Origin of the sequence: Collinsella sp. HCP28S3_G2, assembly GCF_052065125.1 — a bacterium.
Classification (GTDB): Bacteria; Actinomycetota; Coriobacteriia; order Coriobacteriales; family Coriobacteriaceae; genus Collinsella.
Window position 1 is genome coordinate 258,644 of the sequence record NZ_JBQHUO010000001.1, and the last position, 15,881, is coordinate 274,524.

Sequence of the window (15,881 nt, forward strand, 5' to 3'; positions counted from 1 at the left end):
CTGCCTGTCTTGTGGCGCTTCGTCCCAGCTTGCAGGGACGGGCGCTTTTTTGGTGCCCAGAGGGCGTGCGCGCCCATGACAAGAAAGGGGTACCGTGGCAAACGAGTACAAGCAGACGATGAATCTGCCCAAGACCGGTTTTCCCATGCGTGCCGGTCTTTCCAAGTCCGAGCCCAAGCGACTCAAGGACTGGCAGGACAACAAGGTCTACGAGCAAGTTCTAAAGAAGAACAAGGGTCACAAGAAGTTCGTGCTGCACGACGGCCCTCCGTATGCCAACGGCCCGATCCACATCGGCCACGCCATGAACAAGATCTCTAAGGACATGATCAACCGTTACTGGATGATGCAGGGCTACGAGGTTCCCTATGTCCCCGGTTGGGACTGCCACGGTCAGCCGATTGAGCACAAGGTCGAGGAGAAGCTCGGCACCGAGAAGTTCAACCAGACCTCCACGGCTAAGATCCGCGAGCTTTGCAATAAGTTCGCTGTCGAGAACATCGAGCTGCAGAAGGCCGGCTTCCGTCGCCTGGGCGTGCTTGGCGACTGGGACAACCCGTATCTGACGCTCTATCACCAGCATGACGCCGCCGACATCGAGGTCTTCAAGGCCATGTTCGACAAGGGCATGATCTATCGTGGTCATAAGCCCGTCCACTGGTGCAAGCACTGCCACACCGCGCTGGCCGAGGCCGAGATCGAGTACTCCGACGAGACGAGCCCGTCCATCTTCGTGCGCTTTGAGATGACCACTAAGCCTGCCGGTCTCGAGAGCTTCGACGGCCCGGTTGACTTCATCATCTGGACGACCACGCCGTGGACCATCCCCTCCGACCAGGCCGTTTCCCTTAAGCCCGGCGCCGCCTATGTTGCCGTTGAGCACGATGGCCGTGCCGAGGTTATGCTCGAGGACCTGGCTCCCAAGTGCTGTGAGGAGTTTGGCTGGGAGTACACCCCGGTCATGGTCGACGGTAAGCCCTATGTGGTTCCCGCTGAGACCTTCCACCACATCCACTACAAGCAGCCGATCTTTGACGGTGTCGAGGGCGTGGCACTGCTGGCCGATTACGTCGGCGTCGATGACGGTACCGGTATCGTCCACAACTCGCCCGGCCACGGCGTCGACGACTACTTCGCCTGCCTCAAGGAGGGCATCACCGATATCTGCATGCCGGTCGATGACGACGGTAAGTTCTACTCCGGCGAGGAGTTTGGTACCGGTGGCCCCTTCAGCGGTATGGATACCGACGAGGCCAATCCGCACATCATCGAGTTCCTGCGCGAGCGCGGCACCCTGGTCCTCGAGAAGAAGATCACGCACAGCTATCCGCACTGCTGGCGCTGCAAGCACCCGGTGCTCTTCCGTGCTACCGACCAGTGGTTTGTCTCGATGGACAAGACCGGTTTGCGCGAGCAGGCTGGCAAAGAGATCCGCGAGAACGTCAAGTGGTATCCGGCCCACGCGGCCAACCGCATCGGTGCCATGGTCGAGCAGCGTCCCGACTGGTGCATCAGCCGTCAGCGCAACTGGGGCGTGCCTATCCCCAGCTACACCTGCGCCGACTGCGGCGAGAAGGTCATGAACGACGCCACGCTCGACGCCGTCATCAAGCTCTTCCACGAGAAGGGCTCCGACGCCTGGTTCACCGACGCTCCCGAGAGCTACCTGGGCGAGGCTTGCGTCTGCCCCAAGTGCGGCGGCCATCACCTCAAGGCCGATAAGGACATCCTCGACGTGTGGTGGGATTCCGGCGTCTCCTGGAAGGCCGTCTGCGAGTATCGCCCCGAGCTTGAGTACCCGGCGGATGTGTACCTCGAGGGCTCCGACCAGCACCGCGGCTGGTTCCAGAGCTCGTTGCTCACCTCGGTGGGTGCCAACGGCCACGCTCCGTACAAGGCGGTCGTCTCGCAGGGCTTCACGCTCGATGGCCAGGGCCGCAAGATGTCCAAGTCGCTCGGCAACGTCATCGACCCCAACAAGGTCTGCGACGAGATGGGCGCCGATATCATCCGCCTGTGGGTCGCCTCGGTCGATACCAGCTCCGACGTCTCCATCGACCACGAGATCCTTGCTCGTACGTCCGATGCCTACCGTCGTTTCCGCAACACGCTGCGCTTCCTGCTCTCCGAGCTCGAGGGTCAGTTTGAGCCCGAGACCGACGGCGTCGCCTTTGCCGACCTGCTGCCGCTCGACAAGCTCATGGTTGCCCGTCTGACCCAGGTCCAGGCCGAGGTCGACGACGCCTACGCCAGCTACGAGTTCCCGCGCGCCTACCGTGCGCTCTACGACTTTGTGGTTACCGAGCTTTCCAACGTGTACCTCGACGCCTTGAAGGACCGTCTGTACTGCGACAAGCCCGGCTCGCTCGAGCGCCGCAGCGCCCAGACCGTGCTGGCTGAGCTCTTCTCGATGCTCATGCGCGACCTGCAGCCGATCCTGTCCTACACGGTCGACGAGGCCATGGCCTATGCGCCCGCCGGCTGCGTCGATCACCAGAGGTACGCCGCGCTGCTCGATTGGTATAAGTCGCCCATCACGGTCGACGAGGCCAATGAGTTCGAGGGCGTGCTCGAGGCCTCGCTCGAGCTCCGTAGCGCTGTGACCAAGGCCCTTGAGGATGCCCGCTCCGCCGGCACCTTCACCAAGAGCCAGCAGGTCCGCGTCAAGGCGGTCGTTCCCGCCGAGATGTATGCGCTGCTGACCGGCGACAAGGCCGTCGATCTGGCCGAGTTCTACATCGTCTCCGATGTTGAGCTAACCCAGGGCGAGGAGCTTTCCGTTGCTATTGAGGCCGCCGAGGGCGAGTGCTGCGACCGTTGCTGGAACTATCGCACCACCGTCGGCGAGTACAACGGTCACGCGCATATCTGCGAGCGCTGCGCGAATGCCTTGTAGTTACGCGGTTTTACCAAACCGCGTAACAGGTTGACGCTGCAAACCCGCCAGAGCGGCAATCTGCCTTTCAGCTTCGGCGGCATGACCAGAAGGTCTATGCCGCCTTGCTTCAAGGCACCTTGCTCGCTCTGACGGGTTTTCGCTGTCGTTACCAAATACGCGACGTTTTCATTGCCGGACAATAGGTAGACGTTGGGTAGTCTTTTTGGGACGGGGCTTTTTTAGCTGCCCTACCTCAAATAAGGACTTAATCTTCGAAAGCGCTGGACTGGGTAGCTAAAAAAGCCCCGTCCCAAAAAGACTACCCGGTGAAGGGACAAGGGGACAGCCCCTTTGTCGCATTGGTGGATATGTCGTGCGTTCTGCGTATGGCAATATAAGATGGTTATTTGCGTTAAATGGAATTCGACGTCCTTGAGGGTAGGGGATTGATTTGGGTCGTACTGGGGATATGACGCCGCCTTTGCGTTGGCGGTTAGGTGTTGCTGGTGGGGTGGCGCTCTTTGTGTTGCTTGTTGACCAGCTGACCAAGATTGCGGTTCGTGCCGTGGGCGACACCCTGCATATGACCGCTATCCCCGGCGTGATCGATTTTGTGTTTGTCCGCAATATCGGAGCTGCCTTTAGCATGGGCGAGGGCCATGGCATAGCGTTTGCCGTGCTGGCGCTTGCGGCCATTGCCGCCATTGCCGTGTACTTGCTCCGTGCTCCTCAGCTCGCTCGCCTAGAGGTCGTGGGTATGGCCATGGTTGCGGGCGGCGCCATCGGCAACGCGATCGATCGCCTGGCCATGGGCTTTGTGACTGATTTTATTGCCACTACCTTCATTGATTTCCCCGTCTTTAACGTGGCCGATATCGGCATTACCGCCGGTGTCGTGCTGGCGCTCATCGGATACATGTTCTTGAGTCCCGCCGCTCGCGAGGTCGATGCGACCGCCGAGCTCAACGCCCGTGACGAGGCCCGCGCCAAACGTAAAGCTAAGCAGCGTGGGGAGCGTGCCCGCAAGATTCGCGAAAGGAATGAGCGCTAATGGCCGACATCCATATTCTCGTTGCCGACGATTGCGCCGGTCAACGCCTCGACGCCTATCTGGGCGCCAACGATGGCTGCCCCACGCGCTCTGCCTGCGCGCATCTGATCGAGGGAGGCGCCGTTGCCGTCAACGGCGAGACCTGCCTATCTAAAAAGTATGCCGTAAGCTCCGGTGACCGCATCTCGGTCGACCTGCCCGAGCCGCATGACCCGACCGACGTGATCCCCGAGGCCATCCCGCTCGACATTCGCTATGAGGACGACTATCTCATGGTGCTCTCCAAGCAGCGCGGCCTGGTGTGCCATCCTGCGCATGGTCATGAGAGCGGCACCCTTGCGAATGCCCTGGTCTATCACTGCGGCATCGACCATCTGGGTACCGTGCAGGGCGAGGACCGCCCCGGCATCGTGCATCGTCTGGATCGCGATACCTCGGGCCTTATGCTCGCGGCTAAAGACGACGACACCCAGCGTGCGCTTCAAAATCTCATTCGTACGCGCACGCTCGACCGTCGCTACATTACGCTCGTTCATGGGCACATCGCCATGGACGAGGGCACTATCAATACTGGTATCGCTCGCTCCACGCGCGACCGCGTGAAGATGGCGGTTTCCGATGACCCCTTTGCGCGCCAGGCCATCACGACCTTTAAGGTCCTTGAGCGCTTTGATTCCACGCGCTTCGACGACGGCTACACGCTTGTCGAGTGTCACCTGTTTACCGGCCGCACGCATCAGATTCGCGTTCACATGCGCCATATCAACCACGCCTGCGTGGGCGATCCACTCTATGGCAAGTGCGATGCTCGTGCCGATCAGGGTTTGACCAGGCAGTTCCTGCATTCCTGGCGTGTGGCGTTCGATCATCCCGTGACGGGGGAGCACATCGAGTGCCGTGACGAGCTGCCATGGGATCTTGCGGCGGTTCTGGATGATCTGGCCCCGCGTTCGCTCGGCCGCACTGCCGCTGGCAACGAAATCGTCCCTCAGCTCGGTCTGCTCGAGGCCTAGCCAGTATTAGGTGGTTTCTTGAACTCCGTAAGCCTGCGGTAAGATATACGGTTGTTTACGTCACGCGTTCCTGGGAGCCTGCATGCTCGCCTTTTTACAAACCAACACACCTATCGTGGTCTTCAACCAGATTGTCGTCACGCTGCTTACGGTCTGTTTTCTGTACCAGGTGGTCTTCTTTGTCATCGGTGCTCTTCGTGGTGAGGTCGCGCCTCCCAAGGCCAAGAAGCTCCATCGTTATGCCTTCTTTATCGCGGCGCATAACGAGGAGGCCGTGATCGCCAACCTCGTGCGCTCCATTAAGGACCAAGATTATCCGTCCGAGCTTATCGAGGTCTTCGTGGTCGCCGATGCCTGCACCGACAACACGGCGCAGCTCGCGCGCGAGGCGGGCGCCGTCGTCTATGAGCGCAATGACTTGGCCCGTAAAGGCAAGAGCTGGGTCATGGACTATGGCTTCGACCGCATCCTTAACGAGTATCCCGATACGTTTGAAGGCTACTTTATCTTCGATGCCGATAACGTTATCGCCCGCGATTACGTGTCCAAGATGAACGATGCTTTTGACCAGGGCTTCCATGTTGTTACGAGCTATCGCAATTCCAAGAACTTTGGCAGCTCGTGGATCTCGGCAGCTAATGCCACGTGGTACCTGCGCGAGGCGCGCTTTCTCAACAACGCGCGCAACATCTGTAAGACGTCTTGCGCCGTTTCGGGTTCGGGCTACCTCATCTCCGCCAGCGTTATCGAGGGTATGCACGGCTGGCAGTTCCACACGCTGACCGAGGATATTCAGTTCACCACGTTCTGTGCCATTCACGGCATTCGCATTGGCTATGCGCCGGCGGAGTTCTTTGACGAACAGCCCGTGACGTTTAAGGCATCCTGGAAACAGCGTATGCGTTGGACCAAGGGCTTCTACCAGGTGTTCTTTACGTACGGTAAGCACCTGGTCAAATCGACCTTCCGCTATCATCGCTTTGCCGCCTACGACATGTTTATGACGATCGCACCGGGCATGCTGCTCTCTCTGATCTCGATGCTCGCTAATGCGACGTTTCTCATCGTGGGCGGCCTTTCGCACGGTTTCTTGGCTACCGAAGTCGAGATGCAGGCGTGTGCCGCTTCGCTCATTATGACCTTCGCTATGATGTATCAGACTTTCTTTATCCTGGCGCTGCTCACGACTATCTTTGAATACAAGCATATTCACTGCGCGCAAAAGTGGCGTCTGGTAACCAACCTGTTTACCTTCCCGATCTTTATGTTCAGCTATATCCCCATTACGGTGGCAGCGCTGTTCTTGAAGGTCGACTGGGTGCCGACGCAGCACGCCGTAAGCGTTACCCTCGACGAAGTCATGCAGGGCGCCAAATAACCACCATCAAAACCACCACAAAGGGGATAGAACCTTTGCGGTGGTTTTACGTTTGAGCGCTCAGTTGAGGGGTTTCGATGTTCTATATCCCGTTTTGGATTTGCATCTTTGCCGGCGCGGCGATTGATGCCCGCGAGCGGCGGTTTCCCAATGAGCTTGCCGGCGCGTGTGCGGTGGCGGCGTTTGCAGGCGTCTGGCTCGACAAGGGCGTTAACATGGCGCTTGACCACGCCGGTCTTGCGGTCATCGTCTACCTTGCCCTTGTGCTTACTGAGTCACTCTGGCGTCGCCTTCGCCATGCCCCCGGCATTGGCATGGGGGATGCCAAGGCGCTCTTTGCCCTTTGCACCTTCGATCCCCTGGGCGGCGTCGTCGCGTTTGCGGTTGCGCTCCTGACCCTTGCCGCTGCCTGTCTCATCGTAAAATCGCGCTCGCTGCCTTTGCTGCCGTTTTTGGTGCCAATATTTGCCATAATCGAGTTCGTGGGTAGTACGCTGTAACCGTTTGCGCGCCCTTTTTAAGGAGCATGCCATGGCAATCAATCAACAGACAGCCGCCATCAAGGCGCGCCTGGATCGCATTCCCGCGGCGTTGTCGCCCGAGCTGGTCGAGCGCATTGCCGCCGACCGCGCCTCGGGTGTCGTTAATCCCTATCGATACGGTGACGACCAGGCCATCCGCCGTGTCGATCGGGCCGCAGACGAGGGCACGCTTATGCGTCCGGCCTTTATGCGCGATATCGAAAAGATTCTTCATCTGCCAGCATACACACGTTATGCAGGCAAAACGCAGGTCTTCAGTTTTCGCAGCAACGACGATCTGTCGCGCCGCGGCCTACACGTGCAGCTTGTCTCGCGCATCGCTCGCGATATCGGGCGTGCTCTGGGCCTCAACTGCGATCTGATCGAGGCGATTGGCTTAGGCCACGACTTGGGCCACACGCCTTTTGGCCATGCCGGTGAGCGTTTCCTCAACGATATCTATCACGAGCGCACGGGGCGTTATTTTTTCCATAACGTACAATCCGTTCGCGTGCTCGACGCGCTGTACGGCCGCAACGTGTCGCTCCAGACGCTCGATGGCGTACTGTGCCACAACGGCGAGTACGAACAGCGTGTTTTTGAGCTTTCGGACATGGGTTCCTTTAACCAGTTCGACCGAACCGTCGAGGAATGCATTGCCACGGGTTATAGCGCAATTGAGCACCTGCGCCCCATGACGCTCGAGGGCTGCGTGGTTCGCATCTCGGATATCCTTGCCTACGTTGGGCGCGATCGCCAAGACGCCATTGCGGCGGGCCTGCTGTCACCCGACGCCTTTGACGATGACCTGGGCGGTGCATACAACAGCTGGATCCTTACGCATGCCTCTATCGATATCGTCGAGCACAGCTATGGCAAGCCGCGCATCGAGATGAGCGAGGACCTGTTTGAGGAGATCCGCCGGGCCAAGCGCGAGAACTACGAGAAGATCTATAGCAAGGGCGGCATAGAAGGCGACTCCGAAGCGGAGCTGCGCGAGGCCTTCGAAAAGCTCTATGACCGTTGCCTGCGGGACATAAACGAAGGCGACGAGTCCTCGTATATCTTTAAGCACCATATTTCTCGCATTGAGCAGCAGCTTTCCTACTACGATCGCACCTATGCATGGCAGGACGATAAGGACCAGACGGTCGTGGATTACATTGCGAGCATGACGGACGGTTATTTCTGCGAGCTCACGAGCAAGCTGTTCCCGGGATTGATGTTTCCGCACCGTACCTATATTAACGAACGGTAGTTCGTATATATTCGGTATACTGTTCATGGAAAACGTTTTTGATTGATGCACGGGATGGCTATGGACGACCTTTTTTCTGCTTCGACGCGTGAGCGTTCCTTTCAGAATGCGCCGCTTGCGGTGCGCATGCGGCCCAATTCGCTCGACGAGTACGTGGGCCAGCAAAAGGCCGTCGGTAAGGGCTCGTGGTTGCGTGCCGCGATTGAGCATGACGTGCTGTCGAGTGTGATTCTGTATGGGCCGGCCGGTACGGGCAAGACGACGCTGGCCCACATTATCGCCAACCATACCAAGAGCGAGTTTGTCGAGGTCAGCGCCGTGACGGGCACTGTGAAGGACCTGCGCCGCGTGATTGACGAGGCCAAGACGCGCCTGAATACGTACGACCGTCGCACCATTCTTTTCATCGACGAGATTCACCGCTTCTCCAAGTCGCAGCAGGATGCCCTGCTGCATGCGGTTGAGAACCGTACCGTCATTATGATTGGCGCCACGACGGAGAATCCGTACTTCGAGGTCAACTCGGCGTTGCTCTCGCGCGGTCGCGTGGTGGAACTTGAACATTTAAAGGACGAGGATATCGCCACGCTTATCGAGCGTGCGCTCGAGGCGCCGCAGGGTTTGAACGGCAAGTTCTCGGCCGATGAGGATACGGTTAAGACCATCTGCGCGCTGGCTGCGGGTGACGCTCGCTCGGCACTCACGACGCTCGAGCTTGCGAGCGAGATTGCCGTCACGCGTCCCGATACCGAGGGAACGCCAGCGCCGGCGGCGGGGGAGCGTTATTCCATTACCGTGGATGACGTAAAGATTGCCAATCCGCGCCGTGGTTTTTCGTATGACAAAAACGGCGACATGCACTACGACATCATCAGCGCGTTTATTAAGTCTATGCGCGGCAGCGACCCCGATGCCACGATCTATTGGCTCGCGCGCATGATCGATGCGGGGGAGGATCCTAAGTTTATCGCTCGCCGTATTATGATTCAGGCTTCTGAGGATGTTGGCAACGCCGACCCGCAGGCGCTATTGGTGGCGCATGCCGCGTTTAAGTCTGCCGAGGTCATCGGTTATCCCGAGTGCCGCATTAACCTGGCTCAGGCTGCACTCTATGTGTGCTTGGCGCCAAAATCCAACGCGTGTGAGGCCTCGATTGATGCGGCGTTGGCCGATATTCATTCAAGTGGGCTGCGCGAGGTGCCGAGCTATCTACGCGATCGTCATCGCCCGGGCAGCGACGAATACGGTGTGTATAAGTATCCGCATGATTATCCCGAAGGCTGGGTCGATCAACGCTATTTGCCCGAGGGGCTGGAGCGCGGCGCGTTTTGGCAGCCTGCCGGCCGCGGCTGGGAAGAGTGGCGTGTAGAGCAAAGCGAGCGCGACCGTAGCGGGAATGCACCGAAGTAGCTGCTGGTAATTTTGTCTCACGTTGCTGCTCTTGGCATGTTCGGTCCCCTTTGGGGTACCATGAACAGCGTCTGTATTTCGATTCCTTCGGGAGGCTTGTATGAGTCCCATCCAAATCGCCCTGCTGCTGCTCGCCGTTGCCGGCGTGTGGGCTGTCATCGAGCTCGCGCTCACGCTGCGAAAGACCCGCACTGTCGTTGATTCGCTCGACAAGACGGTGAGCGGCCTTAACAACACCATCGCCGAGGCTCAGCCCGTGGTAGCAAAGCTCGATGGCGCCGTCGATGAGCTCACCCCCGCGCTGGCGCAGGTTGAGCCGCTCCTCAAGTCGAGCAAGACCGCCGTCGACGCCCTTACCTCCAATCTCGTAGAGGTCGAAGCCGTGGTTCGCGACATTTCCGAGGTTACGGGCAGCATGGCCGAGGCCAGCAATGCTGTGTCGAGTGTGACCGACTCTGCGGCCGGTGCCGTTCAGAAACTCTTTAACAAGGTGAAGGCTCCCGCGGTCGACGCCGAGCATAATCTTTCCGCTGCCGCCGAAGCCGAGCAACCGACCGAGCGTGTCCTGATTGGCGAAGCCGGGGACGATGCCGCTGCTGGTGACGATGATGCACAGAAGCCTGCTGCTAAAGCAGCCCGGTATTACACCTACACGCCCGCCGAGACCTCTGAGGAGTCCAGCGATGAGTAGTGAAGCAACTTGCTCTATCACGCTGACTGTTGCCGGGGATCCGCGTCTGGCACGCTTGGTGCGCATGACGGCGGCTAATGTCGGCGCGCTCTGTTCCATGTCCGTCGATCGCATCGAGGACATTCGTATGGCTGCCGAGGAGGCCTTCATCTTTGGCTGCACGGCCGTTGATTCTGACGTTATCTCGATCAAATTCGATGTCGACGAGTCTCACGTGGGCATGACCTTCACCTTTGGCGACCAGGCGACTGTCGATGAGGATGACCAGGCCGCCGTATATGCCGAGCTCATTCTGGCAAGCGTGTGCGATTCCTACGAAAAGACTGCGGCGCCCCTGACGCTTTCCCTCGATCTCAAGGCGGATATCTAATATGACCGAACGTTCCCGGAGCGGTAAGACCGCTTGGGACAAGGAGAAAACCCGCGAGCTGTTTCGTCGCTACAAAGAGACCGGTGATCCGGACGCCCGCGAGCAGCTCGTCATGTCCCATATGAACCTGGTAAGGTTTCTTGCCAACAAATTTAAGAATCGCGGCGAGCCGCTCGACGACCTCATGCAGGTCGGCTATCTGGGTTTGCTCAAGGCTATCGACCGCTTTGACCCCGAGCGCGGACTTGAGTTCACCACGTTTGCCACGCCCACCATCTTGGGTGAGATCAAGCGTCACTTCCGCGACAAGGGTTGGAGTGTGCGCGTTCCGCGTCGCCTACAGGAGCTCTCTGCCAAGGTTAACCAGGCCACCGACAAGCTCACTAACGAGCTGCAGCGCTCGCCTAAGGTTGAGGAAATCGCTGAGTACCTAGACGTGACCGTTGACGAGGTGCTGGAGGCCATGGAATCGTCCTCGGCCTATACCTCGGTGCCCATCGAGGCCCCCGGTGCGTCCGATTCTGACGACGCGCCTTCAATTCTCGACCGTTACGCCGACGACGACAACGAGCTCGACTTTACCGATGACCGCCTGGTGATTGAGGAGGCCATCCGCGATTTCTCGCCGCGCGAGCGCGAGGTTATCGAGCTGCGCTTCGTAAAGGGCATGACCCAGATCGAGATCGCCAAGAAGCTGGGCATCTCACAGGTGCAGGTCTCGCGCCTGCTGCGCCGTACCCTTAAGAAGGTTCAGGATAAGATCGACCCCGACGGAGTGATGGTTCGTTCATGAGTGAACACCCCCAACAAACCGATCGCGCGCTGCGCGATACCCGTATTCTGACGCTTCGCATTTGGGCCGTCGTCGGCTGCATTGTCATCGCCGCCGTCATCTTTAACCTTATGGGTATCTTGGCGCCGGTTATCGAGTTTCTAGCTGTCGGTTCCATCATCGCTTTTGTGATGTCGCCGATTACTAACTGGCTCGAGCATCACGGCGTCAACCGTGGCATTGGTTCGCTTATCGCGCTGATCGTGGTCGTTGCCGTGCTCGTCGGCGTCGTTTGCATCTTGTCGCCGATTCTCTTTGGTCAGATCATGGAAGTCTTGAGCCGCCTGCCTGAGCAGCTTCGTGTTGCGGGCGGTGATCTCAACGAGATGGTCTCGCATGCCAAGACGCTCAACAACACGCCGCTCAAAGAGTATCTGGACGATAATCTTTCTTCGCTGGTTACCGTGGCGTCCAAGTATGTATCTCAGATTGCCGCCGAGCTTGGTCGCGGTGTATTCCCGTTCATTACCAATACGGCCTCGCAGCTGTTCGTCATCTTCCTGGGTCTGGTGCTTGCCTATTGGCTGGCCTGCGACTATCCCCGCATGCACCACGAGGTCTGCACCATCATTGGTCAGGAAAAAGAGACCTCGTACCGCTTTATGGTCGCGATTCTTTCGCGCTCGGTCGGCGGTTATATGCGTGGCATGGTCGTGACGTCCATCTGCGGTGGCATCCTGGCCTTTATCGGCTTTACGCTCATTGGCCATCCCTACGCGGCACTCATGGCCATCTTTACGGGCATTATGCACTTGGTCCCGGTTGTTGGCCCCTGGGTGAGCGCGGCGATTGCTACGGTGCTCGGCTTTATGTTCAGCCCGATGCTGGCTTTGTGGACCTTGGTCGTGACCATGGTGGCACAAAATGTCACCGACAACGTCATTTCGCCTAAGGTCATGCAGAGCTCGGTGCAGGTGCATCCCATCATGAGCCTGACGGCACTCGTTATTGGTTCGGCGCTTATGGGCGCCATCGGCATGGTTATCGCCATTCCGCTGTGCGCGGCCCTCAAGGGCATTTTCGTCTACTACTTTGAGAACGAGACCGGCCGTCAGCTTGTGGCATACGACGGCGCCGTGTTTAAGGGCACGCCGTATCGCGATGCCGAGGGTAACCCGGTTGCCGCCTACGATGCGCTTGGAGACGATACGTTCATCTATGAGTCCGAGCTCATCGGTAACGAGACTGCGCCCGAGGCCCAGGCCATGCCCAGGCCCGAGCTCGATAACCCCTGGATCAAGCTCTCGGGCCTTCAGCCCGATGCTACGGGCTTTTTCAAGAATCCCTTCGCCAAGGACGACGATTCCAACTCGGATGACGACACCAAAACCGGCATCGACGGCTCCATGGACGATTCGGATTCTAAATAGGTTCTATTAACGTTTCTTGAAGTTGTAAATGACAAGAAACGCGACCAAAGCGATTGATAAGGGGCCAGCTACATAGAAAAAGAGAACGTCAATTGCGCGCAGAGTGTAATAAGCCTTATCGCCGGACATTACTGTATACAATACGTATCCAAATGATGGTTGGTTTGCGTACCAGCATGAGAAGGCTAAGAGCGCTAAAAGTACTACAACCAGAAGTGCATTCAGGACAAATCGTTTGCTTTTCATCGATCGCTCCTTCCGGGTGAATCTTATATGTAATTCTACAGCAGTCCTTTTTCAAAGGATCGCGCAGTACTAAATAACGTGCACTTTCGCTGGAGGGTCGCTGTTTGGCGGCCCTCTTTTTTGCACTTGCGCGGTGGGATGGTAATATCGTTACGTTTGAACTGTTTCGATGTGAAACCGAGGAGATTCCCTCTATGAGTGCTGACTACCCGTCAATGACTACGGCTGAGATTCGCTCTAAGTTCCTCAACTTCTTTGAGGAGCGCGGTCTTAAGCTCTATTCTTCTTCGTCCCTCGTCCCCGACGATCCTTCGCTGCTGCTTGCCAACGCCGGCATGAACCAGTTTAAGGAGTATTACCAGGGCAAGAAGACCATGAAGGAGATCGGCGCTATCTCCTGCCAGAAGTGCGTTCGCACCAACGACATCGACTGCATCGGCGAGGACGGCCGTCACCTGTCCTTCTTTGAGATGCTCGGCGACTTCTCCTTTGGCGGCGTCTCCAAGCAGCAGGCTTGTGCCTGGGCCTTTGAGCTCATCACCAAGGAGTTCAAGCTGCCGCTCGACCGCCTGTACTTCACCGTCTTTACCGAGGACGACGAGACCCACGACGTGTGGCGCTCTCTGGGCGTTGCCGAGGATCACATCTCGCGTCTGGGCGAGGACGACAACTTCTGGGCCGCCGGCCCCACCGGCCCCTGCGGTCCGTGCTCCGAGATCTACTTTGACATGGGCGAGGAGGTCGGCTGCGGCAGCCCCGACTGCAAGCCCGGCTGCGACTGCGACCGCTTCCTTGAGTTCTGGAACCTCGTCTTTACCCAGTACGACCGCCAGGAGGACGGCTCCATGCCGGAGCTGCCGCACCGCAACCTCGATACGGGCATGGGCCTGGAGCGCATGGCCGCTATCATGCAGCACAAGACCGCCAACTACGACGGCGATCTGATGCAGCATCTTATCAAGCTTGGCGAGGAGATCAGCGGCAAGACCTATGACGCCGACGATTACTCCGGTGCCAGCCGCTCGCTGCGTATCATCGCCGATCACTCCCGTGCCGTCGACTTCATGATCTCGGACGGCATCCTCCCCGGTAACGAGGGCCGCGAGTACGTCCTTCGCCGCCTGCTCCGCCGCGCCGTGTTCCACGGTCGCCTGCTGGGTATCGAGGGCGCCTTCCTGACCAAGTTCATCGACGAGGTCAACGCTCAGATGGGCGAGGCCTATCCCGAGCTGCTCAAGAACGTCGCGCTCGTCAAGGGTATCGTCGCCTCCGAGGAGGAGCGCTTCTCCACGACGCTCGATAACGGCCGCGTCTATCTGGACGAGGCCCTGGCAGCGCTTGCCGAGGGCGCCGTGCTTCCGGGCGATGTTGCCTTTAAGCTGCACGACACCTTTGGTTTCCCCATCGACCTGACCGTCGAGATCGCCGGCACCGCTGGCCACGACGTCGACATGGACGGCTTTACCGCCTGCATGGAGGACCAGAAGGCCCGCGCCCGCGCCAATGCCAAGGGCGACGCTTGGGGCAGCTTCAACGACGTGTGGGTCGAGCTTTCCGACAAAGTTGCCGCGACCGAGTTCGACGGCTATGACAACGACGTCATCGAGGGCGCCAAGGTTGTCGCCATTGTTCGCAACGGCGAGTCTGTAGAGTCCGCCGCTGCGGGCGAAGATGTCGAGGTTGTGCTCGACCGCACCCCGTTCTATGCCGAGATGGGCGGCCAGCAGGGCGACGCCGGTGAGCTTTCTGCCGAGGGCGTTGCGCTGACGGTTTCCGATACCAAGAACCACAACGGCCTGTATGCCCACGTCGCCCACGTTGCCGAGGGTACGCTTACCGTCAGTGCCACCGTGACCGCCGCGCTCGACGCCGAGCGCCGTGGCCTCCTGCGCCGCAACCACACCGCCACGCACCTGCTCGACGCCGCCCTTAAGCAGGTCCTTGGCGAGCATGTCTCCCAGGCCGGCTCGCTGGTGACGCCCGAGCACCTGCGCTTTGACTTCACGCACTTTGAGGCCCTGTCCTCCGAGCAGCTCAAGGCTGTCGAGGACCTGGTCAACCAGCAGATCTTCGCTTCCAAGCCGGTCGTTACCCGCGTCATGGGCATCGACGAGGCCAAGGCCGCCGGCGCTGTCGCCCTCTTTGGCGAGAAGTACGGCGACGTTGTCCGCGTTGTCTCCGTGGGCGCCGAGGACCAGCCGTTCTCCCGTGAGCTTTGCGGTGGCACCCATGCCGCCAACACCGCCGAGATCGGTCTGTTCAAGATCATTTCCGAGTCCTCCACGGGCTCCAACGTCCGCCGTATCGAGGCCGTGACCTCTAAGGGTGCCCTCGACTACATGGCCGACCGCCTGGCACTCGTCGACGCCGCTGCCGCTGCGCTCAAGTGCCGCGTCGACGAGGTTCCCGCCCGCGTGGAGAACCTGCAGGCCGAGCTGCGCGAGACCGCCGGCAAGCTCAAGAAGGCGCTCACCGGTGGCTCCTCCGACGCCATTTCCAGTGCCATCGACGGCGCTGTCGAGCTCGATGGCTACAAGCTCGTCGTCGCTGAGCTCCAGGGCCTTGAGGCAACCGATTTGCGCAACGTCTGGGATACCGTGCACCAGAAGGTCGCTGGCCCTGTTGCCTGCGTCGTCGCCAGCGTGACCGAGAAGGGCACCCCGGCCCTGCTTGCCGCCGGCTCCGATGACGCCGTCAAGGCCGGTTTCCACGCCGGCAACGTGATCAAGCAGATTGCGGGCCTGGTCGATGGTCGCGGTGGCGGCCGTCCCAACATGGCCCAGGCCGGTGGCAAGAACGCCGCCGGTATCGCCGATGCCCTCGCGGCCGCTAAGACCGCGCTGGGCGCCTAAGAACCGAAGTA

At 59.3% G+C, this 15,881-nt stretch carries 12 protein-coding genes; all 12 read left to right on the top strand.

Translation table 11 applies throughout. The features are described 5' to 3' along the window. Window positions 1–118 precede the first annotated feature (118 nt). Window positions 119–2,896: an isoleucine--tRNA ligase gene (gene ileS, locus ACTNB2_RS01205; RefSeq protein ID WP_441041190.1), complete on the top strand. Its 2,778-nt coding sequence runs from the start codon at window positions 119–121 to the stop codon at window positions 2,894–2,896. A gap of 493 nt (window positions 2,897–3,389) precedes the next feature. Next, entirely contained in the window at window positions 3,390–3,929 is a 540-nt protein-coding gene (gene lspA / locus ACTNB2_RS01210; RefSeq protein ID WP_441041134.1) for a signal peptidase II, read from the top strand. After that, window positions 3,929–4,942: an RluA family pseudouridine synthase gene (locus ACTNB2_RS01215; RefSeq protein WP_441041132.1), complete on the top strand. Its 1,014-nt coding sequence runs from the start codon at window positions 3,929–3,931 to the stop codon at window positions 4,940–4,942. The genes lspA and ACTNB2_RS01215 overlap by 1 nt, the downstream gene beginning before the upstream one ends. An 82-nt stretch (window positions 4,943–5,024) precedes the next feature. Continuing rightward, window positions 5,025–6,320, top strand: a complete 1,296-nt coding sequence (locus tag ACTNB2_RS01220; protein ID WP_441041130.1) for a glycosyltransferase family 2 protein — start codon at window positions 5,025–5,027, stop codon at window positions 6,318–6,320. A 77-nt stretch (window positions 6,321–6,397) separates the two neighbouring features. Continuing rightward, a complete protein-coding gene (locus ACTNB2_RS01225; RefSeq protein ID WP_441041128.1) occupies window positions 6,398–6,820 on the top strand; it encodes a prepilin peptidase in 423 nt (140 codons plus the stop codon). A gap of 31 nt (window positions 6,821–6,851) precedes the next feature. Then, complete coding sequence (locus ACTNB2_RS01230; RefSeq protein ID WP_441041126.1) at window positions 6,852–8,099, top strand: deoxyguanosinetriphosphate triphosphohydrolase family protein; 1,248 nt, start codon at window positions 6,852–6,854, stop codon at window positions 8,097–8,099. Between the two features lie 60 nt (window positions 8,100–8,159). Further along, window positions 8,160–9,509, top strand: coding sequence for a replication-associated recombination protein A (locus tag ACTNB2_RS01235; protein ID WP_441041124.1), 1,350 nt, complete (start codon window positions 8,160–8,162; stop codon window positions 9,507–9,509). 100 nt (window positions 9,510–9,609) lie between these two features. Continuing rightward, window positions 9,610–10,200 (top strand): hypothetical protein, encoded by a 591-nt coding sequence (locus tag ACTNB2_RS01240; RefSeq protein ID WP_441041122.1) that lies wholly within the window; start codon window positions 9,610–9,612, stop codon window positions 10,198–10,200. Beyond that, on the top strand, window positions 10,193–10,570 hold the full coding sequence (locus ACTNB2_RS01245; RefSeq protein ID WP_154515503.1) for an ATP-binding protein: 378 nt from the start codon (window positions 10,193–10,195) through the stop codon (window positions 10,568–10,570). The genes ACTNB2_RS01240 and ACTNB2_RS01245 overlap by 8 nt, the downstream gene beginning before the upstream one ends. Window position 10,571: 1 nt before the next feature. Next, window positions 10,572–11,363 carry an RNA polymerase sigma factor SigF gene (locus ACTNB2_RS01250; protein ID WP_427717298.1) on the top strand — a complete coding sequence of 264 codons (792 nt, stop codon included), beginning with the start codon at window positions 10,572–10,574 and terminating at the stop codon, window positions 11,361–11,363. Beyond that, entirely contained in the window at window positions 11,360–12,772 is a 1,413-nt protein-coding gene (locus tag ACTNB2_RS01255; RefSeq protein WP_441041121.1) for an AI-2E family transporter, read from the top strand. The genes ACTNB2_RS01250 and ACTNB2_RS01255 overlap by 4 nt, the downstream gene beginning before the upstream one ends. A 440-nt stretch (window positions 12,773–13,212) precedes the next feature. After that, window positions 13,213–15,870, top strand: coding sequence for an alanine--tRNA ligase (gene alaS / locus ACTNB2_RS01260; protein WP_441041120.1), 2,658 nt, complete (start codon window positions 13,213–13,215; stop codon window positions 15,868–15,870). The last annotated feature ends 11 nt before the right edge of the window (window positions 15,871–15,881 follow it).